This is a genomic window from Pararhizobium gei, from assembly GCF_029223885.1.
GTDB lineage: Bacteria > Pseudomonadota > Alphaproteobacteria > Rhizobiales > Rhizobiaceae > Pararhizobium > Pararhizobium gei.
In genome coordinates, this window is record NZ_CP119409.1 from 1,085,103 (window position 1) to 1,111,031 (window position 25,929).

Genomic DNA, 25,929 nt, shown 5'->3' on the forward strand with positions numbered 1-25,929 from the left:
TTCAGCGTGTTTGCGATCATCCGGGTCTTTTGACGACCGGATCGGGCGTCAGGGGGGCCCAGTAAATCTGCAGCGGTGACGAGGTCCTGCGCAACATCGCCCGGATCGGCATCTCCGTCTCGTCGCCCGGTGCTTCAGCCTTGGCAAGAACGTCCCTCTTGGCGGTCCCTTCGATATGAAGAACCAGAAGTCCGGCATCCTCAAGGCTTGAGAATGTAAATGTCAGACGCGGCTCGCCGGCACCATCAGCCTCCATCGTCATTATGCCGCGTGGCGTCTTCGGATCAAGCGCTTCCAAAAGGCGCGATCCGCCCGGAAAGAACGATGCCGTGTGCCCGTCGCCGCCCATGCCGAGAATGGCGACGTCGAAAGGCGTGCCGATGCAGGCCATCTGCTTCGTCGCGGTCGCTGCGGCTTCCTCCGCCGTCGGCGTCGGATAATAGAGCGGCTGGAAGGCCGCCGCGGAAGCGGCAGCGGTCAGAAGGTTATCCCGGACAAGCTTCTCGTTCGAGCGGTCGCTGTCCGGCTCGACGAACCGCTCATCGACAAGCGTCACCATTACCTTTGGCCAGTCGATCGGCCGGGCGGAAAGAGCCTTGAAGAAAGCCTTGGGTGTCGAGCCTCCGGATACGGCGATCGTCGCTTTGCCGCGCACCGCAATCGCCGTGGTCAGGGCCGATGCGACGGCATCGGCCAGACCTTCAGCAAGCGCTGCGCCAGTGTCGAAAACATGCATCGCGGCTGCCATTTCCTCGTCCTTCAGATAACTTCGTGCCAGGTCCGGCCGTCGCGCTCGATCAGTGCGATCGCCTGACTGGGCCCCCAGGTACCGGCGGTATAGGGCTGAACCATCTGGCTGACGGCGTCCCAGCTTTTGAGAATGGGATCGACCCATTTCCAGGCCGCCTCGACCTCGTCGCGGCGCATGAACAGCGTCTGGTTGTTGCGTACCACGTCGAGCAACAGCCGCTCATAGGCGTCGGCGCTGCGGGCATTGAAGGCCTCCGCGAAGGTCATGTCGAGCGACACGTTGCGCAGGCGCATCCCGCCCGGGCCCGGATCCTTGATCATCAGCGACTGCTTGACACCTTCGTCCGGCTGGAGGCGGATGATCAACTGGTTGGCTGCGATGCGGCCGGCGGCATCGTCGAAGATAGAATGCGGAATGGGTTTGAAGGCGACGACGATTTCCGACATGCGGCCCGCCATGCGCTTGCCGGTGCGGATGTAGAAGGGCACGCCCGCCCAGCGCCAGTTGCCGATCTCGGCCTTGATCGCGACGAAGGTTTCCGTGTTGGAAACGCCACCTTCGAGCTCTTCCAGATAGCCCTTCACCGGACCGCCGGCAGAGGCGCCGGCCTTGTACTGGCCGCGCACCGTCAGTTTTTCGACATTGCCCGGGTTGATGGGCTTCAGAGCCCTTAGAACCTTGAGCTTTTCGTCGCGCACGGCTTCCGCGTTCATCGACGGCGGCACTTCCATGGCGACCAGGCAGAGCAGCTGCAGGATGTGGTTCTGCACCATGTCGCGTAGCGCACCGGCCTTGTCGTAATAGCCGGCGCGGCTCTCCAGGCCGACGGATTCGGCCACCGTGATCTGCACGTGGTCGATATACTGCGCGTTCCAGAGCGGCTCGTAGAGTGTGTTGGCAAACCGCAGAGCCATCAGGTTCTGAACCGTTTCCTTGCCGAGATAATGGTCGATGCGGAAGATCTGCTCTTCCTTGAAGACCTTGCCGATCGTGTCGTTAAGCTCGAGCGCGGACGCCAGATCGCGGCCGATCGGCTTTTCGACGACGATGCGCGTCATCTTGGTGATCAGCTTGTGATCCCGGATCTTTTCCGAGATGTCGCCGAAGATGGCCGGAGCGACGGCGAGATAGAAGGCGCGGACACGGTCCTTGTTTTCGTCCAAAAGCTGCTTCAGCTTGTCCCAGCCCTGATCTGACTTCGCATCGACGGGAACATAGAAAATCCGGTCGGTGAAAATCTTCACTTGGGCTTCGTCATACTCACCGGGCTTCAAATGCTCCTTGAGGGCATCCGCCGCGAATTTGCGGTAATCCTCGTGTGTCAGCGTGCTGCGGGACGCACCGATGATCCGTGTGGGATCGGTGAGCTGACCATCCAGCTGGCGATGATAAAGCGCGGGAAGCAATTTCCGCTCCGCAAGGTCGCCGGTGCCCCCGAAAACCACATAATCGAAAGGCTCGACAGGAATGATCTGGCTGCTCATCAGAAATCTCTATCTTCAACGGTTAGAGGCCGTTCTAATCTAATCGATTTAAAAAGGCCAGAGTGCGGTGCGATAAAAGTCATTTTATAGACGTGCCCGCCGCCAAGGGATAGCCTCTCTTCTGTGTTTCTCAGAAGCGGTCGCGCAGCGCGTACCAACTGAGGGCAAGGAACAGCAAAGCCGGGCGGAACCGGGCGCCGCCGGGAAAAGCCGGGATGTTCAGGTCGCGGAAAAGATCGAGATCGGAGCGGTTGCCGGTGATAAGCTGGGCATAGAGCTTGCCGCAGTAGTTCGACAGCATCACGCCATGGCCGGAATAGCCGCCGATCGAGGTGACGCCGGGCATGACCTCGCGCACGAAAGGCTGGCGCGGCAGCGTAATGCCGACGGAACCGCCCCAGGCATGGGTCATTTCGACAGTGGCAAGCGATGGATAGATTTCGCTGATCTGCCGGCGGATATGATCGGAAATATCCCGGGGATTGTCCGCCGTATAAGCTTCACGACCGCCGAACAGCAGACGTCCGTCCTTCGACTTGCGGAAGTAGCGCACGACGAAGCGGGAATCCGCGACAGCCTCGCCATCCGGCAGAATTGCTGGGAAATCGGAAAGAATCCGGGTCGCTCCAATGAAGGATCGGATCGGCATTACATGCCGCGCGGTCACCGGTTCGAGATCACCGATATAGGCGTTGCAGGCGATCAACGCGCGCTCGGCGCGGATCGTACCCCGGTTTGTTTCGATGACAATCCGGCCACCGGTACGATTGATCTTAAGGGCTCGGGTCTGCTCGTGCAATGCAGCGCCAGCAAGCGCCGCCTGCCTGGCAAGTCCGACGAGCAATTTCATCGGCTGGATATGGCCGGTTCCGGTGTCGCGGATACCGAACAGGTAGCGGGTGGAACCGAGCCGTGAGACGATTTCCTCAAGCTCCATGAAGCTCTGGTGCGGATAGCCGTAGCGTGTCGCGGCGATCTCGACGCTGTTGCGATAGTCCTTCTCGTAGCTCTTTTTGTGCGAGACGTTGAGCTGACCGGGCACATATTCGATATCTATGTCGTGGGTCGTGGCAAAGTCGAGAAGATAGGCCTTGGCGTCCTCTGCGAGATCGAACAACGCTTTCGAGCGTTCGAAGCCGAGTGTGTGTTCCAGGTCTTCGGGAGACCAGCGCTGGCCGGTGCCGAGCTGCCCGCCATTGCGGCCCGAGGCGCCGTCGCCGAAGCGGCAGGCATCGATCAGCGTCACGCCCACCCCTGCTAGAGCCAGATTATAAGCGGCCTGTAGGCCCGTGAAACCGCCGCCGATGATTGCCACATCGGTATCGGTAGAACCTGACAGCGGCACATAGTCGGGCCTCTCCGTCATCATGTCTTCGTACCAGGAAACTCCCGGCGAGATAGGGCTTTGCCAGGGCATGGCCATCACCTTTCGGGTCAGACGTTGAGAAGCAGATATTCGCGTTCCCAGGGACTGATCACCTGCATGAAGGTCTCGAACTCGCCGCGCTTCACGCCGGCATAGATGGCGATGAATTCCGGACTGAAGACCTCGGCGAAGCGCGGCTCGGCTTCCAGCAGCGACACAGCCTCCAGCAGTCCTCGGGGCAGGTCGATCGTGCCACCATTGACGGTGTCGTCCGAGGGGGCGGACGGTTCCAGTGCCTCCACGATACCGAGATAGCCGCAGCCGAGCGAGGCCGCGAGCGCAAGGTAGGGGTTGGCATCCGAACTTGGCAGCCGGTTCTCGACCCGCCGTGCGACGGGTTCGGAAACCGGAACACGGAACGCCGTGGTGCGGTTGTCGTAACCCCAGGCATTGTTGACCGGCGCCGACATGTCCGGCGTCAGGCGGCGGTAGGAATTCACATAGGGCGCCATCATCGACAGCGCCTTCGGAACGTATTTCTGCATGCCGCCGATGAAGGAGAAGAATTCCTTGGAGGCCGAACCGTCGGCATTGGAAAACAGGTTCCGCCCCGTGTTGATCTCGATCAGCGACTGGTGGATATGCATGGCCGAGCCTGCCTGTCCCTGCATGGGCTTGGCCATGAAAGTGGCATAAATTCCGTGCTTCAGCGCCGCTTCGCGGATCGTCCGTTTGAACATGAACACCTGATCGGCCAGTTCGATCGGGTCGCCGTGGCGCAGGTTGATCTCGAGCTGCGCCGGACCTTCCTCGTGGATCAGCGTATCGATCTCGAGACCCTGCTTTTCAGAGAAATGATAGATGTCGTCGATCAGCTCGTCGAATTCGTTGACGCCGGCGATCGAGTAGCCCTGGCCTCCCTGGATCGCTCGGCCCGAACGGCCCTTCGGCGGATGCAGCGGATAATCCGGATCCTCGTTCTTGGCGACGAGATAGAACTCGATCTCCGGTGCCACCACCGGCATCCAGCCCTTCAGCCGGTAGAGTTCGAGGACATGCTTCAGCACGTTTCGCGGTGTGTAGGGAACCTGTTCGCCTTGCGAGCCCGCGATGTCGCAGATCACCTGCGCCGTCGGATCGCTTTCCCAGGGAACGATGGAGAGGGTCGAAAGATCGGGAACCAGCTTGATATCGCTGTCGCGGCTGTCATAGCGGAAATTGCCGGTTTCCTCCGGATACTCGCCGGAAATCGTGTGGCGATAAATCGCGGAGGGAAGTGCGAGCGACGTGTTGGAGGTGAATTTCGAAGACGGCATCATCTTGCCGCGCGGCACGCCGGCTATATCGGGGGTGATGCATTCGATATCTTCGATACCCCGGACCTTGAGCCAGTCGGCGGCTTCCTTCCACGTCTTGACCCCTCGAGGGGCTTCCAATGCTGCAGGTATTTTTGGAGGTCTGCTCTTCGTTATTTTTTGGGTAACGCTTCTTCTGGCAGGCATAAATCACCGGTTTTGGGTTCGGATGGCGGCCATCATAGCCGGAGTTTGACAATTGGCTAGGCGCAGCCTGGCACTTTTGCGCCGTGTCCGTCCATTTCTCTTCGGCGATTGACAAGCAAGGCTGCTGCTAGGAAAGGAGGGAGAAACGGGATTTTGACGTGGCCGAACAGTTTGACACAGTGATCATCGGCGCCGGCGCTGCCGGCATGATGGCAGCAATCGAGGCCGGCAAGCGAGGGCGTCGCGTCCTTGTGCTCGACCACGCCAAGGCACCCGGCGAAAAAATCCGCATCTCCGGCGGCGGCCGCTGCAACTTCACCAATCTTCATACGGCGCCAAGAAATTTTCTCTCCGAAAATCCCCATTTCTGTAAGTCGGCGCTGGCGCGTTATACGCCGCAGGATTTTATCGCGCTGATCGAGCGGCATGGCATAGCATGGCATGAAAAGACGCTTGGCCAGCTTTTCTGCGACGACAGCGCCAAGGATATCGTCCGGATGCTGTTGACCGAAATGAAGAACGCCGGCGTGGTGCTGCGGCTTGGCACCGAAGTTCGATCCGTCGAAAAGTCACTGTCGGGTTTTCGCACGGCAACAGTCGAGGGGGACGTCGAAAGCCGGTCGCTGGTCATCGCCACCGGTGGCAAATCGATCCCGAAGATGGGCGCAACGGGTTTTGCCTACAGGATTGCCGAACAGTTCTCGTTGCCCCTCGTGGAAACCCGCCCCGGACTTGTGCCCTTGACCGTCGATCCCGCTCAACTCGAAAGTTTGAGCGCCCTGTCGGGCGTCGCCGTCGAGGCCGAGGTGCGCTCAGGCAAAACTGCGTTTGAGGAGGCCATTCTCATAACGCATCGCGGCTTGAGCGGGCCGGCTATCCTGCAGATTTCGTCCTATTGGCGCGAAGGCGGCGTCATCCGGCTCAGCCTTCTGCCCGGGAGCGACATTGCGGCGCACCTGAAGGCGGCCCGCCGCGAAAACGGCCGGCAGGCGCTGCAGAAACCACTTGGCGAGCATTTGCCCAAAAGATTGGCGCAGTTCTTCGTGGAGGCTGCAGGCATGAGCAACCGCCCGCTGGCAGACCTCTCAGACAAGGCGATCGACGCATTCTGTCTGCGGATCAAGGACTGGACGATCACGCCTGCAGGCTCGGAAGGATACCGCACCGCGGAGGTCACGCTCGGCGGCATCGACACGCGAGCGCTGGATAGCCGGACCATGCAGGCCCGCGACATGCCCGGCCTCTTTTTTATCGGTGAATGCGTCGATGTCACCGGCTGGCTCGGCGGTTATAATTTCCAATGGGCCTGGGCGTCCGGATATTCTGCGGGGCAGGCGGCCTGAAGCAAGGCGAAAGCGGTATGAGCCTTCAGCCATTCTTAAGATATCTGGCGGAACTTGCTCAAGGGAACACATGATCGACGCAGCCCGACATCGAATATTCTTCCTCGACAGAATTATGACATGAATTGGCTGGCAGTTGGGATGGACCTGAACTATCGTTGCTTTGGTCAGAAGGACATGATGCCATGAACCAGAATCGCAGCCATTCCAAAAGCCCTGCTGTCGCGATTGCGAAGGCAGAAGAGAGCAAAGCTTCGCTGGCGGTCAAGTTCAGCGTCATCGCGATGTGTGCTTTGACGGCGCTCGCCGCGCTGCCGGCGTTTTGGTCGTTCTGACGCTCGCCGATCCGACCTCGTTCCTGTCCTTTCCGGATTGACCGGGCCGCTGTCCGGTTCAATCGATTTATACAAATATTAAGCGTTGCGGGTGGAGAATGCACGGCAACGGAGTCTGCCGTGATTTCGCCCCTGGCAGGGCGGTCATGCAATGAATGCCTGGCAGGCTGACGGCGAGACGCCGTATGTTTCAGTCGAAATCCATCAGCCTGTTTGCGCGCCGGGGGAGCCTTTGCGGCTCGAGAGCGTAAACGCGGCTGCGAGCCGAGGTGCGTATATGTTCATCGACAAGATTCTTGCCCGCTTCAAGATCCAGACCAAGGTGCTGCTGTTCATCCTGCCCTTCGTCGTCAGCATCTGCGCTGTCGGCATCACTGGCCTTTACGCATCGGGCCTGCTGCAGGGACGCATGGAGATTTCCAACAGCGTTCTCCAGTCGCTGAGCGGCTTCAAGGATGTCTATGCAGGCATGAACGCCTTTCTCCAGGATGCGAGCGAGAAGAGCCGCGAGGATGTGCTGCGCAAGATCGTCGATCAGCGTGCCGTTCTCGAAGCTACCCGCGCCCAGATGGAAAGTGCCGAGGGCGCCAGCGAGCTCGACAGCGCCATTGACGGAACCGCCAGGATCGGAGATCGCGTCACCGGACTCTGGAAGCTCAACGAGGACGAAAAAGGCCTGCGCAAGGCGATCAACGCCAGCCTGCGCATCCTCTTGTCGACGCAGATGAAGCTGGTCGACGAGGCAATGTCGATGGAACGCACTGTCCGCAACGACGAGAATGCAGCAAAGAAGCTTCTCCGCGAGGCCGAACGGCTGACGGCGGCCAGCGAAAGTCTCGTGACGGTCAGTTCCGCATTCGCTCGCGCGGCCACCCCCGAAGACAAGATCAGGGTGGCAAAGGATAGCCTGGCCGAGTTGCAAAAACTGCAGGTGCGTATGGCGTCCGGACTGCCGTCCAGCCAGAAGGCCGTGATCGAAACGTTCAAAAATACTGTCGGCGAGATCGCCTCGCTACTGGGCAACGGCGATTTCAGTGACGAGAACGCAAAGACGATTGGCCGGCTGCTTGCACGCTTCCGCCAGACGAGCATTCAACTCAACGCCGCAGCCGGTATCAAGATGCGCGACGCAACCACCACCTTCGGCAAGCTTGATGCGCCGCTGGTCAAGGCCAATGCCGTGCTTGATAACACGCGGTTGATGGTCAGCGCCGTCTATTCCATCCGGCTCGCCGCTGCAAGTTTCCTCGAAACATCCGATGAGACGAGTCACACGCGTCTTCAGCGCGAACTCAGTGTCCTAATGCAAGAGGCGCAGTCTCTCTCTCATTCCGCGCCGGAACTCGATCTTTTCGCGACACTCGCGGAAAAGATCAAGCCGCTGACGGAGAAGATCGAGAGCGACAGCCAGTCGCTGATCGCTGTAAGCGCCGGACGGCAAAAGGAATTTGCCACCGCTGCAGCAACGATCGACAGCATCTGGGCACAACTCGTTACCTTCGCGGAAAACCAGAAGACAAACGCCGCCGTCGAGCGCGAGCGGGCAAACCGGGTCTCGGTGATAGCCACCATTGGCGGCGTTCTGATTGCGCTGGTTGCCGGCGGCGCGCTGGTCCTCACGCTGAAAGGCCCGATCGGCCGTATCACCGCGGCGATGCGCGGACTGGCGGACGGAGCGCTCGATACCACGATCGATGGCAATGGACGCCGCGACGAAATCGGCGACATGGCCCGCGCGCTCGGAGTGTTCAAGGAAAACGCCCTGTCGAAGGTCCGGATCGAAGTCGAGAGCGAAGAACAGCGCACCAAGGCGGAAGCCGACCGGAGGCGCAACGACGACGAAAAGCACGCTCTTGACCAGCAGATCGATTTTGCTGTCAGCCAGCTTGCCGCAGGCCTCGGCCGGTTGGCGCAAGGAGACTTGTCGCAGCAGATCGACACACCTTTTACAGGTCGGCTTGAACAGTTGCGCATGGATTTCAACGGCTCGATTATCCGTTTGCAGGATACGCTTCTGCAGATCCGCAACAATGCCCTGTCGATCCAGCGCAGCGGCAGCGAAATGCATGCTTCCGCGGACTCGCTGTCCAAGCGCACCGAAGCGCAGGCGGCCTCGCTTGAGGAAACCGCGGCAGCCGTCGATCAGATCACCGTCACGGTCCGCTCGTCCGCCGAGCGTGCCCATGAGGCCAATGTGGCCGTGAGCCATACGAAGAAGAGCGCCGATAGCTCGGCGGTCGTGGTGACCAGCGCCATCGCCGCTATGGGCCGTATCGAGGATGCCTCGCGCCAGATCGAGCAGATCATCGAGGTCATCGACGAGATCGCCTTCCAGACCAATCTTCTCGCTCTGAATGCCGGCATCGAGGCCGCACGCGCCGGCGATGCGGGCAAGGGGTTTGCCGTCGTCGCCCAGGAAGTGCGCGAACTGGCGCAGCGATCGGCGGGTGCCGCGCGCGAAATCAAGGAACTGATCAACAAATCGACGTCGGAAGTCAGTTCTGGTTCGCAGCTTGTTCAGGAAACCGGGGCCGTCCTCGCTTCCATCAGCCAGCAGATCGTTGCCGTCAGCGGCCATGTCGAGATGATCGCGACCGCCAGCCGGGACCAGGCTGCCGCGCTGCATGAGGTCAATGGCTCGGTTAACCAGATGGATCAGATGACTCAGCAGAATGCCGGCATGGTCGAGCAGGCGACGATGGCCAGTCGCGAGCTGGCCAATCAGGCGGATACTCTGATGATGCTGGTCGAGCAGTTCCGCCTAGAGCCGGTCAATGCCGACCGCAGGCTTCGCGCAGCCTGATGAACTCTTCCTGACGGCCGCTCGCCGGTCGAGATGAGCAATGCTTTCGACCCGCGCCTTTGCGGGTCGAAAGCATTTTAGCTCGATATCGCTGGCGCCTCACCTGATATGGTTTCGAGGGACAACGCGATATTCATGTCGAAGCTGCGAATGTTGGGCTTGGTTCTCATCTTTTTTTAAAGTTTTTAATTCAAATTTATTATTGATATTAGGTCCACGAAAGTTGCGCTATGTTCCGTTTTTTCCATTCTTCCGTCGTTACGCAGTTGGTCATCATCACGCTCGGTCTGATCTTCCTCAGCATTGCGACGATCGCAGTCTCCCTGAATTATAACTTGCGCAGCAATGTCATGACAGACGCGTCGCAGGATGCCCGCGATGCCAGTCTTGCCATGGCCGAGCTTTATACCTTGAAAATTTCCGATGCGAAAATCGAGGTGAGGGACGGCGTGCTTTCTAAGGTCACGCAGGACAGGATTGCCGCCCTTCCTGATCATGAGCTTGTAGATCGCACGGCGGAAACGATTGGCGGTGTTGCAACGATTTTTGACAAGCAGGGAGCCGACTATGTTCGTGTCTCGACGAATGTGAAAAAGGAAAACGGTGATCGCGCCGTCGGCACCAAGCTCGCCGTTGATCACCCGGCGCAGGCGGCCCTTGCGAAGGGAGAGGCCTATTACGGCCCAGCAGTGCTGTTTGGGCGTGATTTCATCACCGGTTATTTCCCGGTCAAGGATGCTGCGGGCGTCAATGTCGGCATGCTGTTCATCGGCATCCCAACGGAAGTTTATTTCACCAAGATCAATGACTTGCAGTATCTGATCCTGGCCATCGGAACGGGCGTGATGATCGTTATGGGCATTCTTGCCTATATCGCCGTGCGCGCATCGATGCGGCCGCTGAGCATTCTCACCGGCTCGGTCGAGACCATTTCCGCTGGAAATCTCGACGTCTCCGTGCCGTATCTCGTCAAGAAGAACGAGTTCGGCGGCATCGCCCGTGCGCTTGCCGTCTTCCGCGAAAATGCCTTGTCGAAGCGGCATATGGAGGTCGAAGGCGAAAAGCACCGGCTTGAAACAGACCAGGAACGCACACGCCGGGATGTGGAAAAACGTGAGATGGATGGCCAGATCGAGTTTGCGGTGAACGCGCTTGCAGATGGCCTTGGCCGCCTGTCCAAGGGCGATCTGACACGCCAGATCGATACGCCCTTCGTTGGCCGCCTTGAGCAGTTGCGCACCGACTTCAACAGCTCACTGACGCGCCTGCGAGAAACCTTGTCCCACATTCGCGACAATGCCCAGGAAATCCAGCGCAATGGCGGCCGCATGCTGTCGTCTGCAGACGCCCTGTCGAAACGCACTGAAGCGCAGGCTGCGTCGCTTGAAGAAACGGCGGCAGCCGTTGAAGAGATTACGGTTACCGTCAAATCCTCCTCGGGACGTGCGCAGGAAACCAACCGCGCTGTCGCTGAGACCAAGAGGAGCGCGGACAGTTCGGCCGGTGTCGTCTCCAACGCCATTGCAGCGATGGGCAGAATCGAGGACGCCTCGCGTGAGATTGAGCAGATCATCGAGGTTATCGACGATATTGCCTTTCAGACAAACCTTCTGGCGTTGAATGCTGGGATCGAGGCTGCCCGCGCCGGCGATGCAGGCAAGGGTTTTGCCGTCGTTGCGCAGGAAGTTCGCGAACTGGCGCAGCGTTCGGCTACGGCCGCCCGTGAAATCAAGACGCTGATCGAGAAATCCACCAGCGAAGTCAGCACCGGTTCGGCCCTCGTGCAGGAAACCGGAACCGTGCTTGCCTCGATCAGCACGCAAATCATGGCTATCAGCCAGAATGTTGAAATGATCGCGACTGCAAGCCGCGATCAGTCCGCCGCGCTGCAGGAGGTCAACACATCTGTCAACCAGATGGATCAGATGACTCAGCAGAATGCCGCCATGGTGGCCGATACGACCAATGCCAGCCGTGAACTGGCAGGTGAGGCCGATATGCTGATGAGCCTGGTGGAGCAGTTCAAGATCAGCGCGGACAGAGGCAACGATCGCCTGTCGAGAGCTGCCTGATCTTGATGAAGTGATGAAAAGCCGGCGGGACGGGCGTTCCGCCGGCTTTTATTTGCGAATGATCTTTCGTCAGCCGCGGCCCTGCGTCACAATGACGGGGATCAGCAGATCGCCCCAGTTTCCCTCGCCACCATGGTGTCGTGCCGAACGCACAAGCTCGACGGAAACGCCTGCATCCACGGCCTTCATGACCGCATGATTGAGTCTGTGCAGATCATTGGCCACCATGCGGATCATCGCCTGCTGTTCCGGTGTCATGGCGGAGGACTGTTCCTCGGCGCGTTCCTTGACCTGGGTCTTGATAGGGGCCTGGACTGTCATCGTATTTCTCCTCTTGTTCTATTCGGGGTTCTTGAATGTGTCGGTTTAAGGCCCCTCCCTAACACTCCCCCTTTTGGGGAGGGGTTGGGGAGGGGTTTTCTTTACTCCGCCGCAGGGCGGAACTGGTCGTGCTCGGTCGATTCGTGCATGGCTGTCGTCGAGGACTTGCCGCCGGTGATCGCCATCGAGACTGCATCGAAATAGCCGGTGCCGACTTCGCGCTGATGCTTGGTCGCCGTGTAGCCGTTGACCTCGGCGGCGAATTCCGCTTCCTGCAGCTCCGAATAGGCCGCCATTTGGCGATCCTTGTAGCCGCGCGCCAATTCGAACATGCCGAAGTTCAGCTGGTGGAAGCCGGCAAGCGTGATGAACTGGAACTTGTAGCCCATGGCGCCCAGCTCGCGCTGGAACTTGGCGATCGTCGCATCGTCGAGGTTCTTCTTCCAGTTGAACGACGGCGAGCAATTATAGGCGAGCAGCTTGCCCGGATGGACCTTATGGACGCCTTCGGCGAATTTGCGGGCCTGTTCCAGGTCGGGCTTCGAGGTTTCGCACCAGATCAGGTCGCAGTTCGGTGCATAGGCGACGGCACGGGCGATGCAGGGCTCGATGCCGTTCTTCACCTGATAAAAGCCCTCCACCGTGCGGCCGGCATCGTAATCGACGAAAGGCTGGTCGCGCTCGTCGATGTCAGAGGTCAAAAGCTTGGCGGCTTCCGCGTCGGTGCGGGCGATGACCAATGTCGGCGTACCCATGACGTCGGCTGCCAGGCGCGCGGCGTTGAGGTTGCGGATATGCGCCGCCGTCGGGATCAGAACCTTGCCGCCGAGATGGCCGCATTTCTTCTCCGAAGCGAGCTGATCCTCGTAGTGAACGCCGGCAGCGCCCGCCTCGATGAAGGCCTTCATGATCTCGAAAGCGTTGAGCGGCCCGCCAAAGCCTGCCTCGGCATCGGCGACGATCGGCGCGAACCATGTCTCGACGGAGAGGCCCTTGCCTTCCGAAGTTTCGATCTGGTCGGCGCGCTGGAGTGTGCGGTTGATGCGCTTGGCAAGTTCCGGTGCGGCGTTCGCGGGATAAAGCGACTGGTCCGGATACATGGCGGACGCCGTATTGGCATCGGCGGCGACCTGCCAGCCGGACAAATAAATCGCCTTCAGCCCGGCGCGGACCATCTGCATCGCCTGGTTACCGGAGAGCGCGCCCAGCGCATTCACGAAATCCTCCTCGTGAATGAGCTGCCAAAGCCGGATCGCGCCCATTTCCGCCAACGTGTGATTGATCTGGACAGAGCCGCGCAAGCGCGTGACATCGTCGGCTGTATAGGGACGATCAATGCCGTCGAAACGGCCCTGCGGTGCCTTAGGAACCAGTTTGTAAAAATCAGTCATGAATATACTCCTGCGCTTTTCAGACTGGCATGCGACCTTAATTCGATGCTTCATCCTGTTACTAATGCTGTCATGAGTTTTACAATGCACTGCAAAAATCTACCAGAGAAAACACGCATTCTTATTTTTAAAGAGGTTATCTTGTCTTTTGTTTTACAGGCGCCTTTGTCATTTTGTAAATTATGTAAACAATGCTATCGGTCGAAAATTGTAAAAGGAATGACAAATGGCCGAAAACAAAATATTTGCCGGCCCGCGTGTCCGGCGTATTCGCAACACTCTTTCCCTGACCCAGACGGCGATGGCGGAGGCGCTTGGCATTTCTCCCTCCTACCTCAATCTGATCGAACGCAATCAGCGACCCCTGACGGTACAGTTGCTGCTCAAGCTCGCTTCCGTTTACAAGGTGGATCTTGACGAGCTTCAGGGCGAAGCGTCCGGCAGCGTGGCTCAGTTGCGCGAAATGTTTTCCGATCCGCTGCTGGCAGGGGAGCTGCCCGGCGATCAGGAACTGATCGAGGTGGCCGAGGCAGCGCCCAATGCCGCATCGGGTGTCTTGAAACTCTATCGTGCCTATCGCGAGCAATCCGCGCGCCTGAAGGATCTCAGCAGTCTTCTGTCGGGCGAAGGCCATATTGCGGCCTTGTCGGATGCCCGTCTGCCGATGGATGAGGTGCGCGAATGCCTGGAGGCACGGCCCGGTCACTTCGCCCGGATCGATGAGGAGGCCGAAGCCCTCCATGTGCGGCTGTCACCCGGCGACGAACCTGCCGGTGCGTTGAAGGGCTGGCTGCGCCGCGAACACGGGCTCTTTGTCCGCACACTTCCCGTGCATGTCATGCCCGGACTGCGCCGCCGCTTCGACCGGCACTCCATGCGGCTGTTCCTGTCCGAAAGGCTGTCGCAACAGGATCAACTGCGTGAAATCGCAATCGAGGTGGCGCAGATCGCATTCCCGGAGGCAATCGCCGCTGAACTTGCGGATCTGGCATTGTCTTCGAATGAAGCGCGGCGGATCGCCCGGTTCGAACTCACACGCTACGCCGCCCATGCGATTATGATGCCCTATGCCGCTTTTCTGTCGGCCGCCCAGCGGGCAAAATACGATCTGGACGTTCTGGCCGCCCGGTTCCAGGTCTCTTTCGAGCAGGTGGCGAGCCGGCTGGTGACGCTGCAGCGGCCGGGCGCCGTCGGTGTGCCCTTTTTCCTGATGGAGATCGATCATGCCGGAAACCGGCTGCGCAAGGCAGGCGCGCAGGGCTTTCCGCAAGCACGTTTCGCGGGCAACTGTCCAAAGCTGAACATTCATGCGGCCTTTCTGCAGGCCGGGCAGATTCTGGCCGATCATTTCGAAATCTTCGGGGGTGGGGAGTTTCTGGTGATCGCCCGAACCGCCAATGGCCCACGCGCCGATTTTCAGGAGCGGATCCGGCGCACGGCCATTCTTTTGGGCTGCGATGCTGTCCATGCGGCGGAGACCGTCTATGGAGCGGCGTCTTTACCGCATGTGGCCGGCGGTACGGCCTGCAGGTTATGTGAACGCCGGAGCTGTCTGGCGCGGGCCGAGCCGCCGGTGACGCGTCCCCTGGGACTTGACGAAATGGTCGCCGGTCTGAGTGCTTTCGATTTTCAGTAGGAAACGGCCTCCATTTAACGTTGCATTCCGGCTCTGAAAAGATTGGATATTCGCTGCCTGGGCGTCATGGCAGGATCTCTTGCGCATGTACGCGGATTTCACAGGAAAGCGCTTGTGGTTGCCCGAAAACCTGCCTAACTTCCCCAGGCATACAGGCGGAACCGGTAGGCGCGCAGCGCTGAAGCGCCACGATGGGCTTTATAATAATAAAGGGGAATGCGATGTCGAGAATGATTACTGCCGCTTTTGCCACACTTCTCCTCAGCGGTGCGGCTACTGTGGCTTTCGCTCAGGAGCGGGTGGTCAATGTCTACAATTGGTCGGACTATATCGACGCCACCGTCCTTGAGGATTTTACCAAAGAAACCGGCATCAAGGTCGTCTACGACGTGTTCGATTCCAACGAAATTCTCGAAACCAAGCTTCTGGCCGGCGGAACGGGTTATGACGTTGTCGTGCCCACGGCCACGTTTCTGCAGCGGCAGATCGCCGCCGGCGTGTTCCAGAAGCTCGACAAGTCGAAGCTGCCGAACCTGTCCAATATGTGGGACGAAATCACCACGCGCGTTGGCACCTACGATCCGGGCAACGAATATGCAATCGACTATATGTGGGGCACGACCGGCGTCGGCTATAATGTCGAGAAGGTGAAGCAGATCCTCGGCACGGACGAGAAGCCGACCTGGGACGTTCTCTTCAAGCCGGAGATCGCCGCCAAATTCAAGGATTGCGGTATCCATATTCTTGATTCGCCGACAGATGTCCTCCCCAGCGTGCTCGCCTATCTCGGCCTTAATCCGGACAGCCATGCGCCGGAAGATCTGGCCAAGGCCGAGGAAGCGCTGACGGCGGTACGGCCCTATATCCGCAAGTTCCATTCGTCCGAATATATCAACGCGCTGGCAAACGGCGATATTTGCCTGGCGCTTGGCTATTCCGGCGATGTTTTCCAGGCGCGCGACCGGGCTGCAGAAGCCAAGGCAGGCGTGACGGTCGACTATTCCATCCCGGCGTCCGGCGCGCAGATGTGGTTCGACGTCATGGCCATCCCGGCAGATGCGCCCCATGTCGCCGAAGCCCATGAGTTTCTAAACTACATGATGAAACCGGAAGTCATCGCCAAGGCAAGCGACGTGGTGTTCTACGCCAATGGCAACAAGGCCTCGCAACAGTTCATCAGCAAGGAAGTGATGGATGACACGGCCATCTATCCGCCTGAAGATGTGATGAAGAAGCTCTTCACCGTCACGCCATTCGACGCCAAGTCGCAGCGCGTCCTGACGCGCATGTGGACCAAGGTGGTCACCGGCCAGTAAGTCAAAAGAAAGTTGCCCGGATCTTAAAAATCCGGGCAAATTTTTTATGGGCGTGGTCCAGACGGTCCATGCTTTTGCACATCATTCGGGGATAGATGATGAAGTCACTCGGCAGTATCCGGCGTTCCTTTGCCCCCTGGGCGGACCCGGCCTCGGTACCTTATATTTCATTCAGGAACGTCACGAAGAAGTTCGGCGATTTCGTCGCTGTTGATGATCTCTCGCTGAATATCTACCCGAGGGAATTCTTCGCCCTGCTTGGGGCGTCCGGCTGCGGAAAATCGACCCTGCTCAGGATGCTGGCCGGCTTCGAGCAGCCGACCTCCGGCGACATCGTCCTCGACGGGCAGAGCCTCGCGGGTATTCCGCCGTACCGGCGGCCGGTCAATATGATGTTCCAGTCCTATGCCCTGTTCCCGCATATGACGGTGGAGAACAACATTGCCTTCGGCCTGAAGCAGGATGGGATGCCGAAATCGGATATTGCCGAGCGCGTCGATCAGATGCTGAAGCTCGTGAAGCTCGACAAATTCGCCAAGCGCAAGCCGCACCAGCTGTCCGGCGGCCAGCGGCAGCGCGTGGCGCTGGCCCGCTCGCTTGCCAAGCGGCCGAAGGTGCTTCTGCTCGACGAACCGCTCGGCGCGCTCGACAAGAAGCTGCGCGAGGAGACGCAGTTCGAGCTGATGGACCTGCAGCAGCAGCTCGGCCTCACCTTCGTCGTCGTCACGCACGATCAGGAAGAGGCCATGACCATGGCCGACCGTATCGCTGTCATGGCACATGGCAAGGTGATCCAGGTCGCGACACCGCCGGAAATTTATGAGGCGCCGAATTCGCGCTTCGTTGCCGATTTCATCGGGGACGTGAACATCTTCGATGGAACCGTCGCGGCGGCTGGAAACGGCACGGTCGATATCGCCACGCAGGCCGGGTTCACCGTCCGTGTCGCCACCACCGAGGCTCCGGCCGTCGGTGCCAAGGCAGGCTTTGCCGTTCGTCCGGAAAAGATCCGGATTAGCCGCGACCAGCCCGCCGGTGCGCCCCTCAATGCGGTGGAGGGCGAGATCTGGGATATCGGTTATCTCGGCGACATGACGGTCTTCCATGTCAGGCTGACGGACGGGACGGTGATCAAGGCATCGTCGCTGAACGCGGTGCGCGCCGTCGATGATCCGCTGGGCTACGAGCAGCAGGTCTGGGTTTCCTTCGATGAAAATGCCGGCGTCGTTTTGAAGGATTGAGATCATGACGAAACTCGGTTCCGCACTCTTCAACCGGCTGGTCATCGTCATCCCCTATGCCTGGCTGACGATTTTCTTTCTGCTTCCGTTCATCATCGTCCTCAGAATTTCGCTGTCCGAAACGGCGATCGCCATGCCGCCTTACGTGCCGGTTTTCAATGTGGCGGATGGAATTTCGGGGCTCCTGGACAAGATTGGCCAGTTGTCGATCTCGAACTATCTCTTTCTCGCCAGCGATTCGCTTTACACGAACGCCTATATTTCCAGTCTTAAAATCGCGATCATCTCCACGATCGTCACGTTGATGATCGCCTATCCGGTTGCCTATGGCATGGCCAAGGCACCGGGCTCGATCCGCCCGACCTTGCTGATGCTGGTGATCCTGCCGTTCTGGACCAGCTTCCTCATTCGCGTCTATGCCTGGATCGCCATTCTCAAGCCGGAGGGCCTGCTCAATCAGCTTCTCCTGACGCTGGGTCTGATCGACCAGCCGCTGATCATCCTCAACACCAACTGGGCGATCTATATCGGCATCGTCTATTCCTATCTGCCCTTCATGGTTCTGCCGATCTATTCGTCGCTCGAAAAGATGGATCACAGCCTGACTGAGGCTGCGCAGGATCTCGGCTGCACGCCGGCACGCGCCTTCTGGCGCGTGACCTTTCCGCTGTCGATGCCGGGTGTGATCGCAGGCTGCATGCTCGTCTTCATCCCGGCCGTCGGCGAATTCGTCATTCCGGATCTGCTCGGCGGATCGGAAACGCTGATGATCGGCAAGACGCTCTGGAACGAGTTCAATTCCAACCGCGACTGGCCGGTTTCAGCCGCGGTGGCGACGATCCTGCTGCTCATTCTCGTGGTGCCGATCATGTTTTTCCAGCACGCCCAAGCCAAGGCCGACGGGGAGGGTAGATAATCATGGTCAAATGGTCCCGCTTCAACATTGCCTCGATCGTCTTCGGCTTCGCCTTTCTCTACTTCCCGATCGTGCTGCTCGTCATTTTCTCCTTCAATGAGTCCAAGCTGGTCACCGTCTGGGCCGGGTTCTCGACCAAATGGTACGTGCAGTTGCTTCACAATCAGGCCCTGCTCGATGCCGCCTGGGTGACGGTACGCGTCGGCCTGATTTCGGCAACGATCGCCACGGTGCTGGGAACGCTGGCTGCCCTTGCGATGACGCGCTACACGCAGTTTCGGGGCCGCATGCTGTTTTCGGGAATGATCTACGCGCCGCTTGTCATGCCGGAGGTCATCACTGGTTTGTCGATGTTGCTGCTTTTTGTCGCCATCGGCTTTGATCGCGGCTTCTGGACGCTGACGCTTGCCCACATAACTTTCACCATGTGCTTCGTTGCCGTCGTCGTTCAGTCCCGTCTTTTAAGCTTTGACCGGTCGATCGAGGAGGCGGCCATGGATCTCGGCGCAACACCGGTGACCACGTTTCTGCATGTGACCCTTCCGGTCATCGCTCCCGCGGTCTTTTCCGGCTGGGTGCTCGCCTTCACCCTGTCGCTGGACGATCTGGTCATCTCGAACTTTACCTCTGGGCCGGGCGCGACCACCCTGCCGATGAAAATCTACAGCCAGGTCAGGTTGGGCGTCACGCCGGAAATAAACGCCGTCTGCACCATCCTGATCGGCATCGTCGCCCTCGGCGTGCTGATTGCATCCATCGTCACCCGCCGCCGCGAATTGCAGCGCGTCAAGGATGAGCAGGCGGCATTCGCTCACTGAACTGGCGAACTGCTCGATGTCTGGGGTGAAAGGGACCGGGAGCGGCGATATGATCGCACTCGGCCACGAACCGCCGACAAAAAGCGGGCAGGCGGTTTTCTGTCTTCGTCCGGCTGGTGCAGGGCTCCGCAAGGGTAAGGCTCATATCGCGGATGGGCGATCCGCCCCGTCAGCGACAGCGTGCCGTCTTCGCAGCGTGGCTGCAATATCTGCGACAGCGAACAGGAATGCGCCATCGCTTGCCTGGCCTGTTTTCCGCTTGCGATTGTGTCGTTCGGTTTCATTGCGACCGGTGCGTTCTGAGACTTGTCGGCAGAGGACGGGCTGACCACCGGAAAAAATCAAACCATTGAAAAGCCGAAGTGGCGCGGGCAGTATGCTGCGTGCTGCCCGACGGTATTTTCCTGGTGCCGCAGCATGATTTAGAGGCCTGATAAGCGGAGGAATACGTGCAAATTGACCGGCCTCTTTGGACGCCATCGTCCGAATTTATCGCGCAGACACCGATGAAGGCGTTCATCGACTGGTGCGAGCAGCGCTTCTCGAAAAACTTTTCCGACTATGATGCTTTCCACGCCTGGTCGGTGGCGGAGCGGGGCGATTTCTGGACCGCGGTCTGGGAGCATTGTGGCGTCATCGGTGACCGTGGCGAGCCTGCGCTCATTCACGGCGACCGGATGCTGGAGGCACGTTTTTTCCCGGATGCGACGTTGAATTTCGCGGAAAACCTCCTTTACCACACTGGAGCCGTCGATGCGCTTGTGTTCCGCGGCGAGGACAGGGCGCAGTCGCGCATGTCGCGGGATGAACTGAGGACGCTGGTTTCCCGTTTGCAGCAGGCCATGACATCTGCCGGAATCGGCAAGGGCGACCGTGTGGCTGCGATGATGCCGAACATGCCCGAAACGATCGCTCTGATGCTCGCAACCGCGTCGATCGGAGCGATCTGGTCTTCCTGCTCTCCTGATTTCGGCGAGCAAGGCGTGCTGGACCGTTTCGGACAGATCGAGCCGAAGCTGTTCATTGCCTGCGACGCCTACTGGTATGCCGGCAAGCGGCAGGATGTTTCCTCCAAGGTTCAGGCCGTGGCGAAGCGGCTTGGTGTGCCTGCCCTGATCATTCCCTATGCCGGCGATGCGGATGCCCTGGCCGCATCAATCGACGGCGGCAAGACCCTCCAATCCTTCATTGCGTCCTTCACCGGAAAATCCCTCGACTTCGTCCGCCTGCCATTCGCGCATCCGCTCTGTGTTCTCTTCTCTTCGGGAACCACCGGCGTTCCGAAATGCATCGTGCATTCAGCCGGCGGCACCCTGTTGCAGCATCTGAAGGAGCATCGGTTCCATTGCGGTCTGAGAGAGGGCGAAAAGCTCTTCTATTTCACCACCTGCGGCTGGATGATGTGGAACTGGCTGGTCTCCGGCCTGGCGCTGGGGACAACGCTTTGCCTGTACGATGGCTCGCCGTTCCACCCTGATGGCAATGTCCTGTTCGACTACGCCCGGGACGAGCAGTTTGCGGTTTTCGGCACCTCCGCCAAATATATAGACAGCCTGCGCAAGGGTGGGTTTACGCCGGTGTCAACGCACGACCTGACCGCGCTCCGGCTTCTGACATCGACAGGCTCGCCCCTTTCGCCTGAAGGCTTTTCCTTTGTCTATGAGGGCATCAAGCCGGATATCCATCTGGCTTCGGTTTCAGGCGGGACGGATATCGTCTCCTGCTTCGTCCTCGGCAATCCGCTGAAGCCGGTCTGGCGAGGTGAAATACAGGGGCCGGGCCTTGGCCTCGCCATGGACGTCTGGAACGATGAGGGGGATCCCGTGCGTCAGGAAAAGGGCGAACTCGTTTGTACGAAGGCCTTTCCCTCGATGCCTGTCATGTTCTGGAATGATCCGGACGGCGCCAAATACACGGCCGCCTATTTCGAGCGCTTCGACAATGTCTGGTGTCACGGCGATTTCGCAGAATGGACCGAGCATGGCGGCATCGTCATACACGGGCGGTCCGACGCGACGCTTAATCCCGGCGGCGTACGCATCGGCACTGCGGAAATCTACAACCAGGTCGAGCAGATGGACGAGGTGGAAGAGGCCATCTGTATCGGTCAGGACTGGAACGATGACGTCCGCGTCATCCTCTTCGTGCGCCTGCCGAACGGTGGTCAGTTGACCGACGATCTCGTCAAGGCGATTAAGACGCGGATCCGCACGGGTGCCTCGCCGCGTCATGTGCCGGCAAAGATCATCGCCGTCGCCGACATTCCGCGCACCAAGTCCGGGAAAATCGTGGAACTGGCCGTCCGCGAGATGGTGCATGGCCGTGCGGTGAAGAACAAGGAGGTCCTGGCCAATCCCGAAGCGCTCGATCTCTATGCCAACCTTCCGGAACTGAGACTGTGACGATGGCGCGTTAACGATTTCGAGACGGTCGAATTAACCATCGCCACCGTCTTTGCTGCAGATAAGTCAAATCTGCGGGTGCGCTGGCAAGGTTTCGTTTACGAATGACACGCATGGTGGTCTCAACTTCAAGCCATCCGGAGCACCGGGCGGCTTTCGGCAGAGATGCCGGAGTAAACGTGACGTGCTTCCTTACTCGTTCATTCGTTCAGGCATTCAACTCCCGGGGCAGCCTCAAGCTGCCCCTTTTTTTAAGCTTATTCCATGCTGCTTAAGGAACCGTTGCTAATTTGCAAGGACGCGCTGCGAGGGAAATGAAATCTCCACAAGCGTCCCTTCGTTCGGTGCCGAATTGATCGAGAACTGGGCCCGGTTCGCCTCCGCTATTGCCTTCGTCAGGGGCAGGCCAAGACCTGTTCCTTCGCCGCGTTTGCGTGCTCCGGTTGCAACCTGCCGGAAGGGCTTCATCGCCTGTTCGAGTTCCGTGCGGGTCATGCCGGCGCCCGTGTCGCGGATGCGCAGGATGACGCTGCCATTCGCCTCATAGGCGGTGGACACGACGATCTGCCCCCCGGATGGCGTGAAGCGGATGGCGTTGGCGAGAATATTGAGCGCGATCTGCTTGATCGACCGGTTGTCGGCCACGATGGCAGGCACCGAGCCCGACAGCGATGTGCGAATGATCACCCGCTGGCTATTCGCCTGGGGCTGCACCAGGGCCACGGCTTCCGATACCGCGTCATTGATTTCGACGGCCGTGAATTCGAGATCCATTTCCCCGGCCTCGATCTTCGAAATATCGAGCAGATCGTTGACGATGTCGAGAACGTGACGGCCGGAGCGACCAATGTCGCTGGCATATTCCACATAGCGGGGATTGCCGATCGGGCCGAAATGCTCACTCGCCATCATGTCGGAAAAGCCGATGATCGCATTCAGCGGCGTGCGAATCTCGTGGCTGACACGGGCCAGAAAGTCGCTCTTATGGGCATTCGCTGTCTCGGCGGCGCGTTTGGCATTGCGCAGTTCCTCTTCCGTCCTCTTCCACTGCGTGATGTCGCGAATGACGGCGCAGAAGCCTTGGGAGGACGACAGGCGGCCCATGGTCATGAACAGCGGAATGAAGCCGCCCGAGGCCTCGCGGCCAATTACCTCCCGACCATCGTTGAGCACGCTGGCGACCCCATGGCCCGACAGGCCTGAAAGATAGTCAAGCACCGACTTCTGGCTTTCATGCGCAAACAGCATGGCGAAGGGTTTGCCGCGCACCTCATTGTCGTCGTAATTGAACAGGGCGCTTGCCGACCGGTTCACGGACCTGATCTCGCCTTCGGCACCGACGACAACCACGCCATCCGTGGCTGTCTCCAGGATGGAACGGAGTTCCTCCGCTTCCCTGCGCAGTGCTTCCACCGCGGGAAGTTCAGCCGGTTCCGGCTCGACGATATCTTCCGCCGGAGGCAGGAGAGGAGGGATTGCCTCGCCCTGCTGTTCCGCTGCCGACAATGCCATCATCAATGCGCTTTTGTCGTCCCAGCGGATGGACTGCAAACGAGCCTTGACCGGTATCAGACGGCCGTCCTTGCGGATCAGCATCAGCGTTCCATCCGGCACGTCGAACACATCGTCCTCGTCGCTGGCAAACAGCGCGTCGATGCCGCCTTCCTCACTGAATTCGTCGAGATCGGAATAACCCGTGAGTTTCAGGAATTCGGAATTGGCATGGAACAGCCGCTCGCCGCTATGGACCAGAAGCGCCAGCGGCAGGTTGTCGAGCAGGTCTGGCGTTAGGCTGCTGCTGCCGGGCGGCGAAAGAACCGCCGCCTCGGCAACGATTTCGGTTACGGCCGGCGTGAAGTCTTCGGCTTGGTTCGCGTCTTCAATGGCCTCGGAGGGAACCGGGTTTTCGTGCTCCGGCTCTACGATAGCCTCACTCGGTTGATCGGGCGCGGTCACCTGTTCATTGGGGCGCTTGCCGAAAGTCTCGCCGAGCTGGCGTGCAATTTCCCGAAACGCGGCCTGCTCGCTGCGGCTCAGTGTTTCCGAAGCGCCGGGCCGATGATTGTCAAGCCGTATGACTTTTTCGGACGGCGACCGCTCCGGCGATTCCACCAGCTTAAGGGCCGGCCGCTCGCCGCGGAACGGGTCATCGCCCGGTGCGTCGGTTTCAGGCTGCACCGCTGAATCATCTTCATTATCGGCTGTGCCTTCGGCCGGCGGTGCTTCCGCGTTTTCGACGGATTCCTGGCTCGGCTCTTCCAGTCCAGTGACGGTCTCGTCCGCATCTTCAACCACCCGACCGTCCGCCGCGGGTTCGAAAATACTGTCGTTCGCAGGCTCAAGTGCGCTCTCCTCCGGGGGCAGGAGGGCAGGCTGCTCGCCGAACGTCAGTCCCATGGTATGCGCATCCTCGATCGCATCGGTGATGCGCACGATGCCGAAGCCGCGGAAGCCGTCGAATTCGCGGTTGCGCGAATAGGTGGGCAGGGCGGCGAGATCGACTGGAACCTGAAGACGCGTGCCCTCCACCGGCCAGAAGATCGTCTTGCCGGACCAGGTGTCGCGTTTCTGCAGCAAGTCTCCGATCGTGTTGCCGGGATCGAGATGGTAGCGTTCCGCGAGATCGACAAAGCGCTCGCCGGTGATCGCCGCCGATTTCGGGCCGACGGCGGTTGCGAATTCATCGGAGATTTCCCTGAAACACCCGGCGGCATCGATTTTCCAGACGAAGCGGATGGCGCGTCCGGCCGGATTGAAGACGAAGCCCTTTTCTTCGCCCTCCAGATCCGCCAGTTCGGCCGGCAGTTCGGCTTGCACCGCAGGCGCGATATCCTGCTGGATGTCAGCCGTCGTTTCAACCGGCGTACCCTGATCTTCATCCGCAGCGCCGTCCCCGACGATTGACGAGGACATTTCGTCCTCCGGCACTTGCACAGGCGCACTTTCGGATGGCGCGTCCTCGGGGTAAGCGTCGCTGGCCGGTTCACCGGCTACCGGGGGCAGGACGTCTGCCGGTTCGGCCATCGCCGCTGTCTGATGCGCAATCTCCCCGTCCGCGGGCAAAACCGGCTCGGATTCCGGCACGTCTGCACGGTGCGCTGGCACATCCTCGCTTTCCTGCCTGAGCGCGGGCGAATCCTCCGCAATGTTCAGATCGGTCACGTCCTCAGGCCGTTGGGCGGTCAGCGACCCGTCGGGTTGCTTCAGCGGAAGCTCTTGCTGTGCGGTGTCGCCGGACATCTCCGCGACCGGAGCTTGCCCCGAGACGACAAAATCCTCCGCCTCGGCAGGGATTTCCTCGATCGCTTCGATCTGTGCAGAAATTTCGGCCGGCAGGCTGGCCGCAGGTTCCATCGCCGGCGCTGCAGACTGAACCTCTGTTTCGGCAGGGGTCTCCGCCTCTTCGAAGTCCGCGCCCGGATCGAGATGCCCGAGAATGGTTTCGACGGCAAAGAGCAGGTGCAGGGCCGGGTCTTCCGAAAGCTTGCCGATTGCCGCGGGCAGATGGCCCTTGCCCGTTGCGACGGGCCTTTTCAGCAGCCAGTCGCTGTCACGCCCGACGGCGCCCACAAGCGCTCGGCAGGTCTGCGTCGTCATGGCAAGCGCCTCGAAGCCCGGCGAAGCAGCAAGCAGCAATCCTTCCCCATCGAGCACCGCCATGTGCGTATCCGGATCGTCGAAGCCGGAAATCATGCGTTCGGCGCGCTGCCGCTCGGAAAGCGGCTTTCCTGCAAGGGGGGCGGTAAAAAGGATAGCGGTTTCGCCCGGCCGCACCGTGATCATTTCAACGGCACCGTTGACGGGAACGCGCTGGAAACCGGCGGCAATCCGCATGAGGAAGGACCGTTTGTCGCCGCTCACCGCAAGCTGCCGCGCCGCTGCCTCCAACTGCCGGAACGCGGCATCGCTGCGGTTTGCGCCGCTGTCGATAAAATCATAGATCGATGGCTGGGAAAAAAGCGCGGCTCCCTCGCCGTTCGACCAGAGAACCGTGTCCATGTCGGGGGAAAACAGCACGGCCGCATCGCCTTTGGCGAAATGCTCCCGCACCCGCTCGTGGACGGCGATATCGATAAAGGGATACGACTTTGCGGGCATTGGCTGACCTGTCTGAACCGCCGCGCGGACGGCATTGTTAACAGTGTATTAATAACCGCAGCAACGCCGGGGGTCCAGCAGGCAAGGGGAGGGAGCGGGTTGTTTCGCCACGCAAGGTTAACGTGCAGGATCCT

Annotated in this window: 17 protein-coding genes; 10 read left to right on the forward strand and 7 right to left on the reverse strand. The window is 59.8% G+C overall.

The window, feature by feature from the left end; all coding sequences use genetic code 11:
• Positions 1-16 precede the first annotated feature (16 nt).
• The 4 genes from pgl to PY308_RS05115 all read right to left on the reverse strand — a co-directional run bounded on the left by pgl (position 17) and on the right by PY308_RS05115 (position 5,103).
• On the reverse strand, positions 17-748 hold the full coding sequence (gene pgl / locus PY308_RS05100; RefSeq protein ID WP_275788952.1) for a 6-phosphogluconolactonase: 732 nt from the start codon (positions 746-748) through the stop codon (positions 17-19).
• An 11-nt stretch (positions 749-759) separates the two neighbouring features.
• Positions 760-2,235 carry a glucose-6-phosphate dehydrogenase gene (gene zwf / locus PY308_RS05105; protein ID WP_275788953.1) on the reverse strand — a complete coding sequence of 492 codons (1,476 nt, stop codon included), beginning with the start codon at positions 2,233-2,235 and terminating at the stop codon, positions 760-762.
• Between the two features lie 130 nt (positions 2,236-2,365).
• Positions 2,366-3,652, reverse strand: coding sequence for an NAD(P)/FAD-dependent oxidoreductase (locus tag PY308_RS05110; RefSeq protein WP_275788955.1), 1,287 nt, complete (start codon positions 3,650-3,652; stop codon positions 2,366-2,368).
• Positions 3,653-3,669: 17 nt separating this feature from the next.
• Positions 3,670-5,103: a glutamine synthetase family protein gene (locus tag PY308_RS05115; protein WP_275788957.1), complete on the reverse strand. Its 1,434-nt coding sequence runs from the start codon at positions 5,101-5,103 to the stop codon at positions 3,670-3,672.
• A 158-nt stretch (positions 5,104-5,261) separates the two neighbouring features.
• Here PY308_RS05115 and PY308_RS05120 point away from each other — a divergent pair, with 158 nt between their 5' ends.
• The 4 genes from PY308_RS05120 to PY308_RS05135 all read left to right on the forward strand — a co-directional run bounded on the left by PY308_RS05120 (position 5,262) and on the right by PY308_RS05135 (position 11,656).
• Complete coding sequence (locus tag PY308_RS05120; RefSeq protein ID WP_275788959.1) at positions 5,262-6,446, forward strand: BaiN/RdsA family NAD(P)/FAD-dependent oxidoreductase; 1,185 nt, start codon at positions 5,262-5,264, stop codon at positions 6,444-6,446.
• Positions 6,447-6,631: 185 nt separating this feature from the next.
• The gene (locus PY308_RS05125) at positions 6,632-6,781 is read left to right on the forward strand and encodes a hypothetical protein (protein WP_275788962.1); all 150 of its coding nucleotides are present in this window, start codon (positions 6,632-6,634) and stop codon (positions 6,779-6,781) included.
• A gap of 277 nt (positions 6,782-7,058) precedes the next feature.
• Positions 7,059-9,584, forward strand: a complete 2,526-nt coding sequence (locus PY308_RS05130) for a methyl-accepting chemotaxis protein (protein ID WP_275788964.1) — start codon at positions 7,059-7,061, stop codon at positions 9,582-9,584.
• A gap of 230 nt (positions 9,585-9,814) precedes the next feature.
• Positions 9,815-11,656, forward strand: a complete 1,842-nt coding sequence (locus tag PY308_RS05135; RefSeq protein ID WP_275788967.1) for a methyl-accepting chemotaxis protein — start codon at positions 9,815-9,817, stop codon at positions 11,654-11,656.
• 69 nt (positions 11,657-11,725) lie between these two features.
• Here the strand turns inward: PY308_RS05135 and PY308_RS05140 are convergent, their stop codons facing one another.
• Complete coding sequence (locus tag PY308_RS05140; protein WP_275788968.1) at positions 11,726-11,977, reverse strand: SMc00767 family acetate metabolism repressor; 252 nt, start codon at positions 11,975-11,977, stop codon at positions 11,726-11,728.
• Positions 11,978-12,078: 101 nt separating this feature from the next.
• Entirely contained in the window at positions 12,079-13,368 is a 1,290-nt protein-coding gene (aceA, locus tag PY308_RS05145; RefSeq protein ID WP_275788969.1) for an isocitrate lyase, read from the reverse strand.
• 226 nt (positions 13,369-13,594) lie between these two features.
• On the opposite strand from aceA, the gene PY308_RS05150 reads away from it, so the two are divergent.
• The 6 genes from PY308_RS05150 to PY308_RS05175 all read left to right on the forward strand — a co-directional run bounded on the left by PY308_RS05150 (position 13,595) and on the right by PY308_RS05175 (position 21,697).
• Complete coding sequence (locus tag PY308_RS05150) at positions 13,595-15,004, forward strand: helix-turn-helix domain-containing protein (RefSeq protein ID WP_275788971.1); 1,410 nt, start codon at positions 13,595-13,597, stop codon at positions 15,002-15,004.
• Positions 15,005-15,225: 221 nt separating this feature from the next.
• The gene (locus PY308_RS05155) at positions 15,226-16,320 is read left to right on the forward strand and encodes a polyamine ABC transporter substrate-binding protein (protein WP_275788973.1); all 1,095 of its coding nucleotides are present in this window, start codon (positions 15,226-15,228) and stop codon (positions 16,318-16,320) included.
• Between the two features lie 98 nt (positions 16,321-16,418).
• Positions 16,419-17,561: an ABC transporter ATP-binding protein gene (locus PY308_RS05160; RefSeq protein WP_275791020.1), complete on the forward strand. Its 1,143-nt coding sequence runs from the start codon at positions 16,419-16,421 to the stop codon at positions 17,559-17,561.
• 4 nt (positions 17,562-17,565) lie between these two features.
• Positions 17,566-18,477, forward strand: coding sequence for an ABC transporter permease subunit (locus PY308_RS05165; RefSeq protein WP_275788975.1), 912 nt, complete (start codon positions 17,566-17,568; stop codon positions 18,475-18,477).
• Between the two features lie 2 nt (positions 18,478-18,479).
• A complete protein-coding gene (locus PY308_RS05170) occupies positions 18,480-19,295 on the forward strand; it encodes an ABC transporter permease (RefSeq protein WP_275788977.1) in 816 nt (271 codons plus the stop codon).
• 449 nt (positions 19,296-19,744) lie between these two features.
• On the forward strand, positions 19,745-21,697 hold the full coding sequence (locus PY308_RS05175; protein WP_275788979.1) for an acetoacetate--CoA ligase: 1,953 nt from the start codon (positions 19,745-19,747) through the stop codon (positions 21,695-21,697).
• Between the two features lie 285 nt (positions 21,698-21,982).
• Here the strand turns inward: PY308_RS05175 and PY308_RS05180 are convergent, their stop codons facing one another.
• Positions 21,983-25,795, reverse strand: a complete 3,813-nt coding sequence (locus tag PY308_RS05180; RefSeq protein WP_275788981.1) for a PAS domain S-box protein — start codon at positions 25,793-25,795, stop codon at positions 21,983-21,985.
• Between the last annotated feature and the right edge of the window lie 134 nt (positions 25,796-25,929).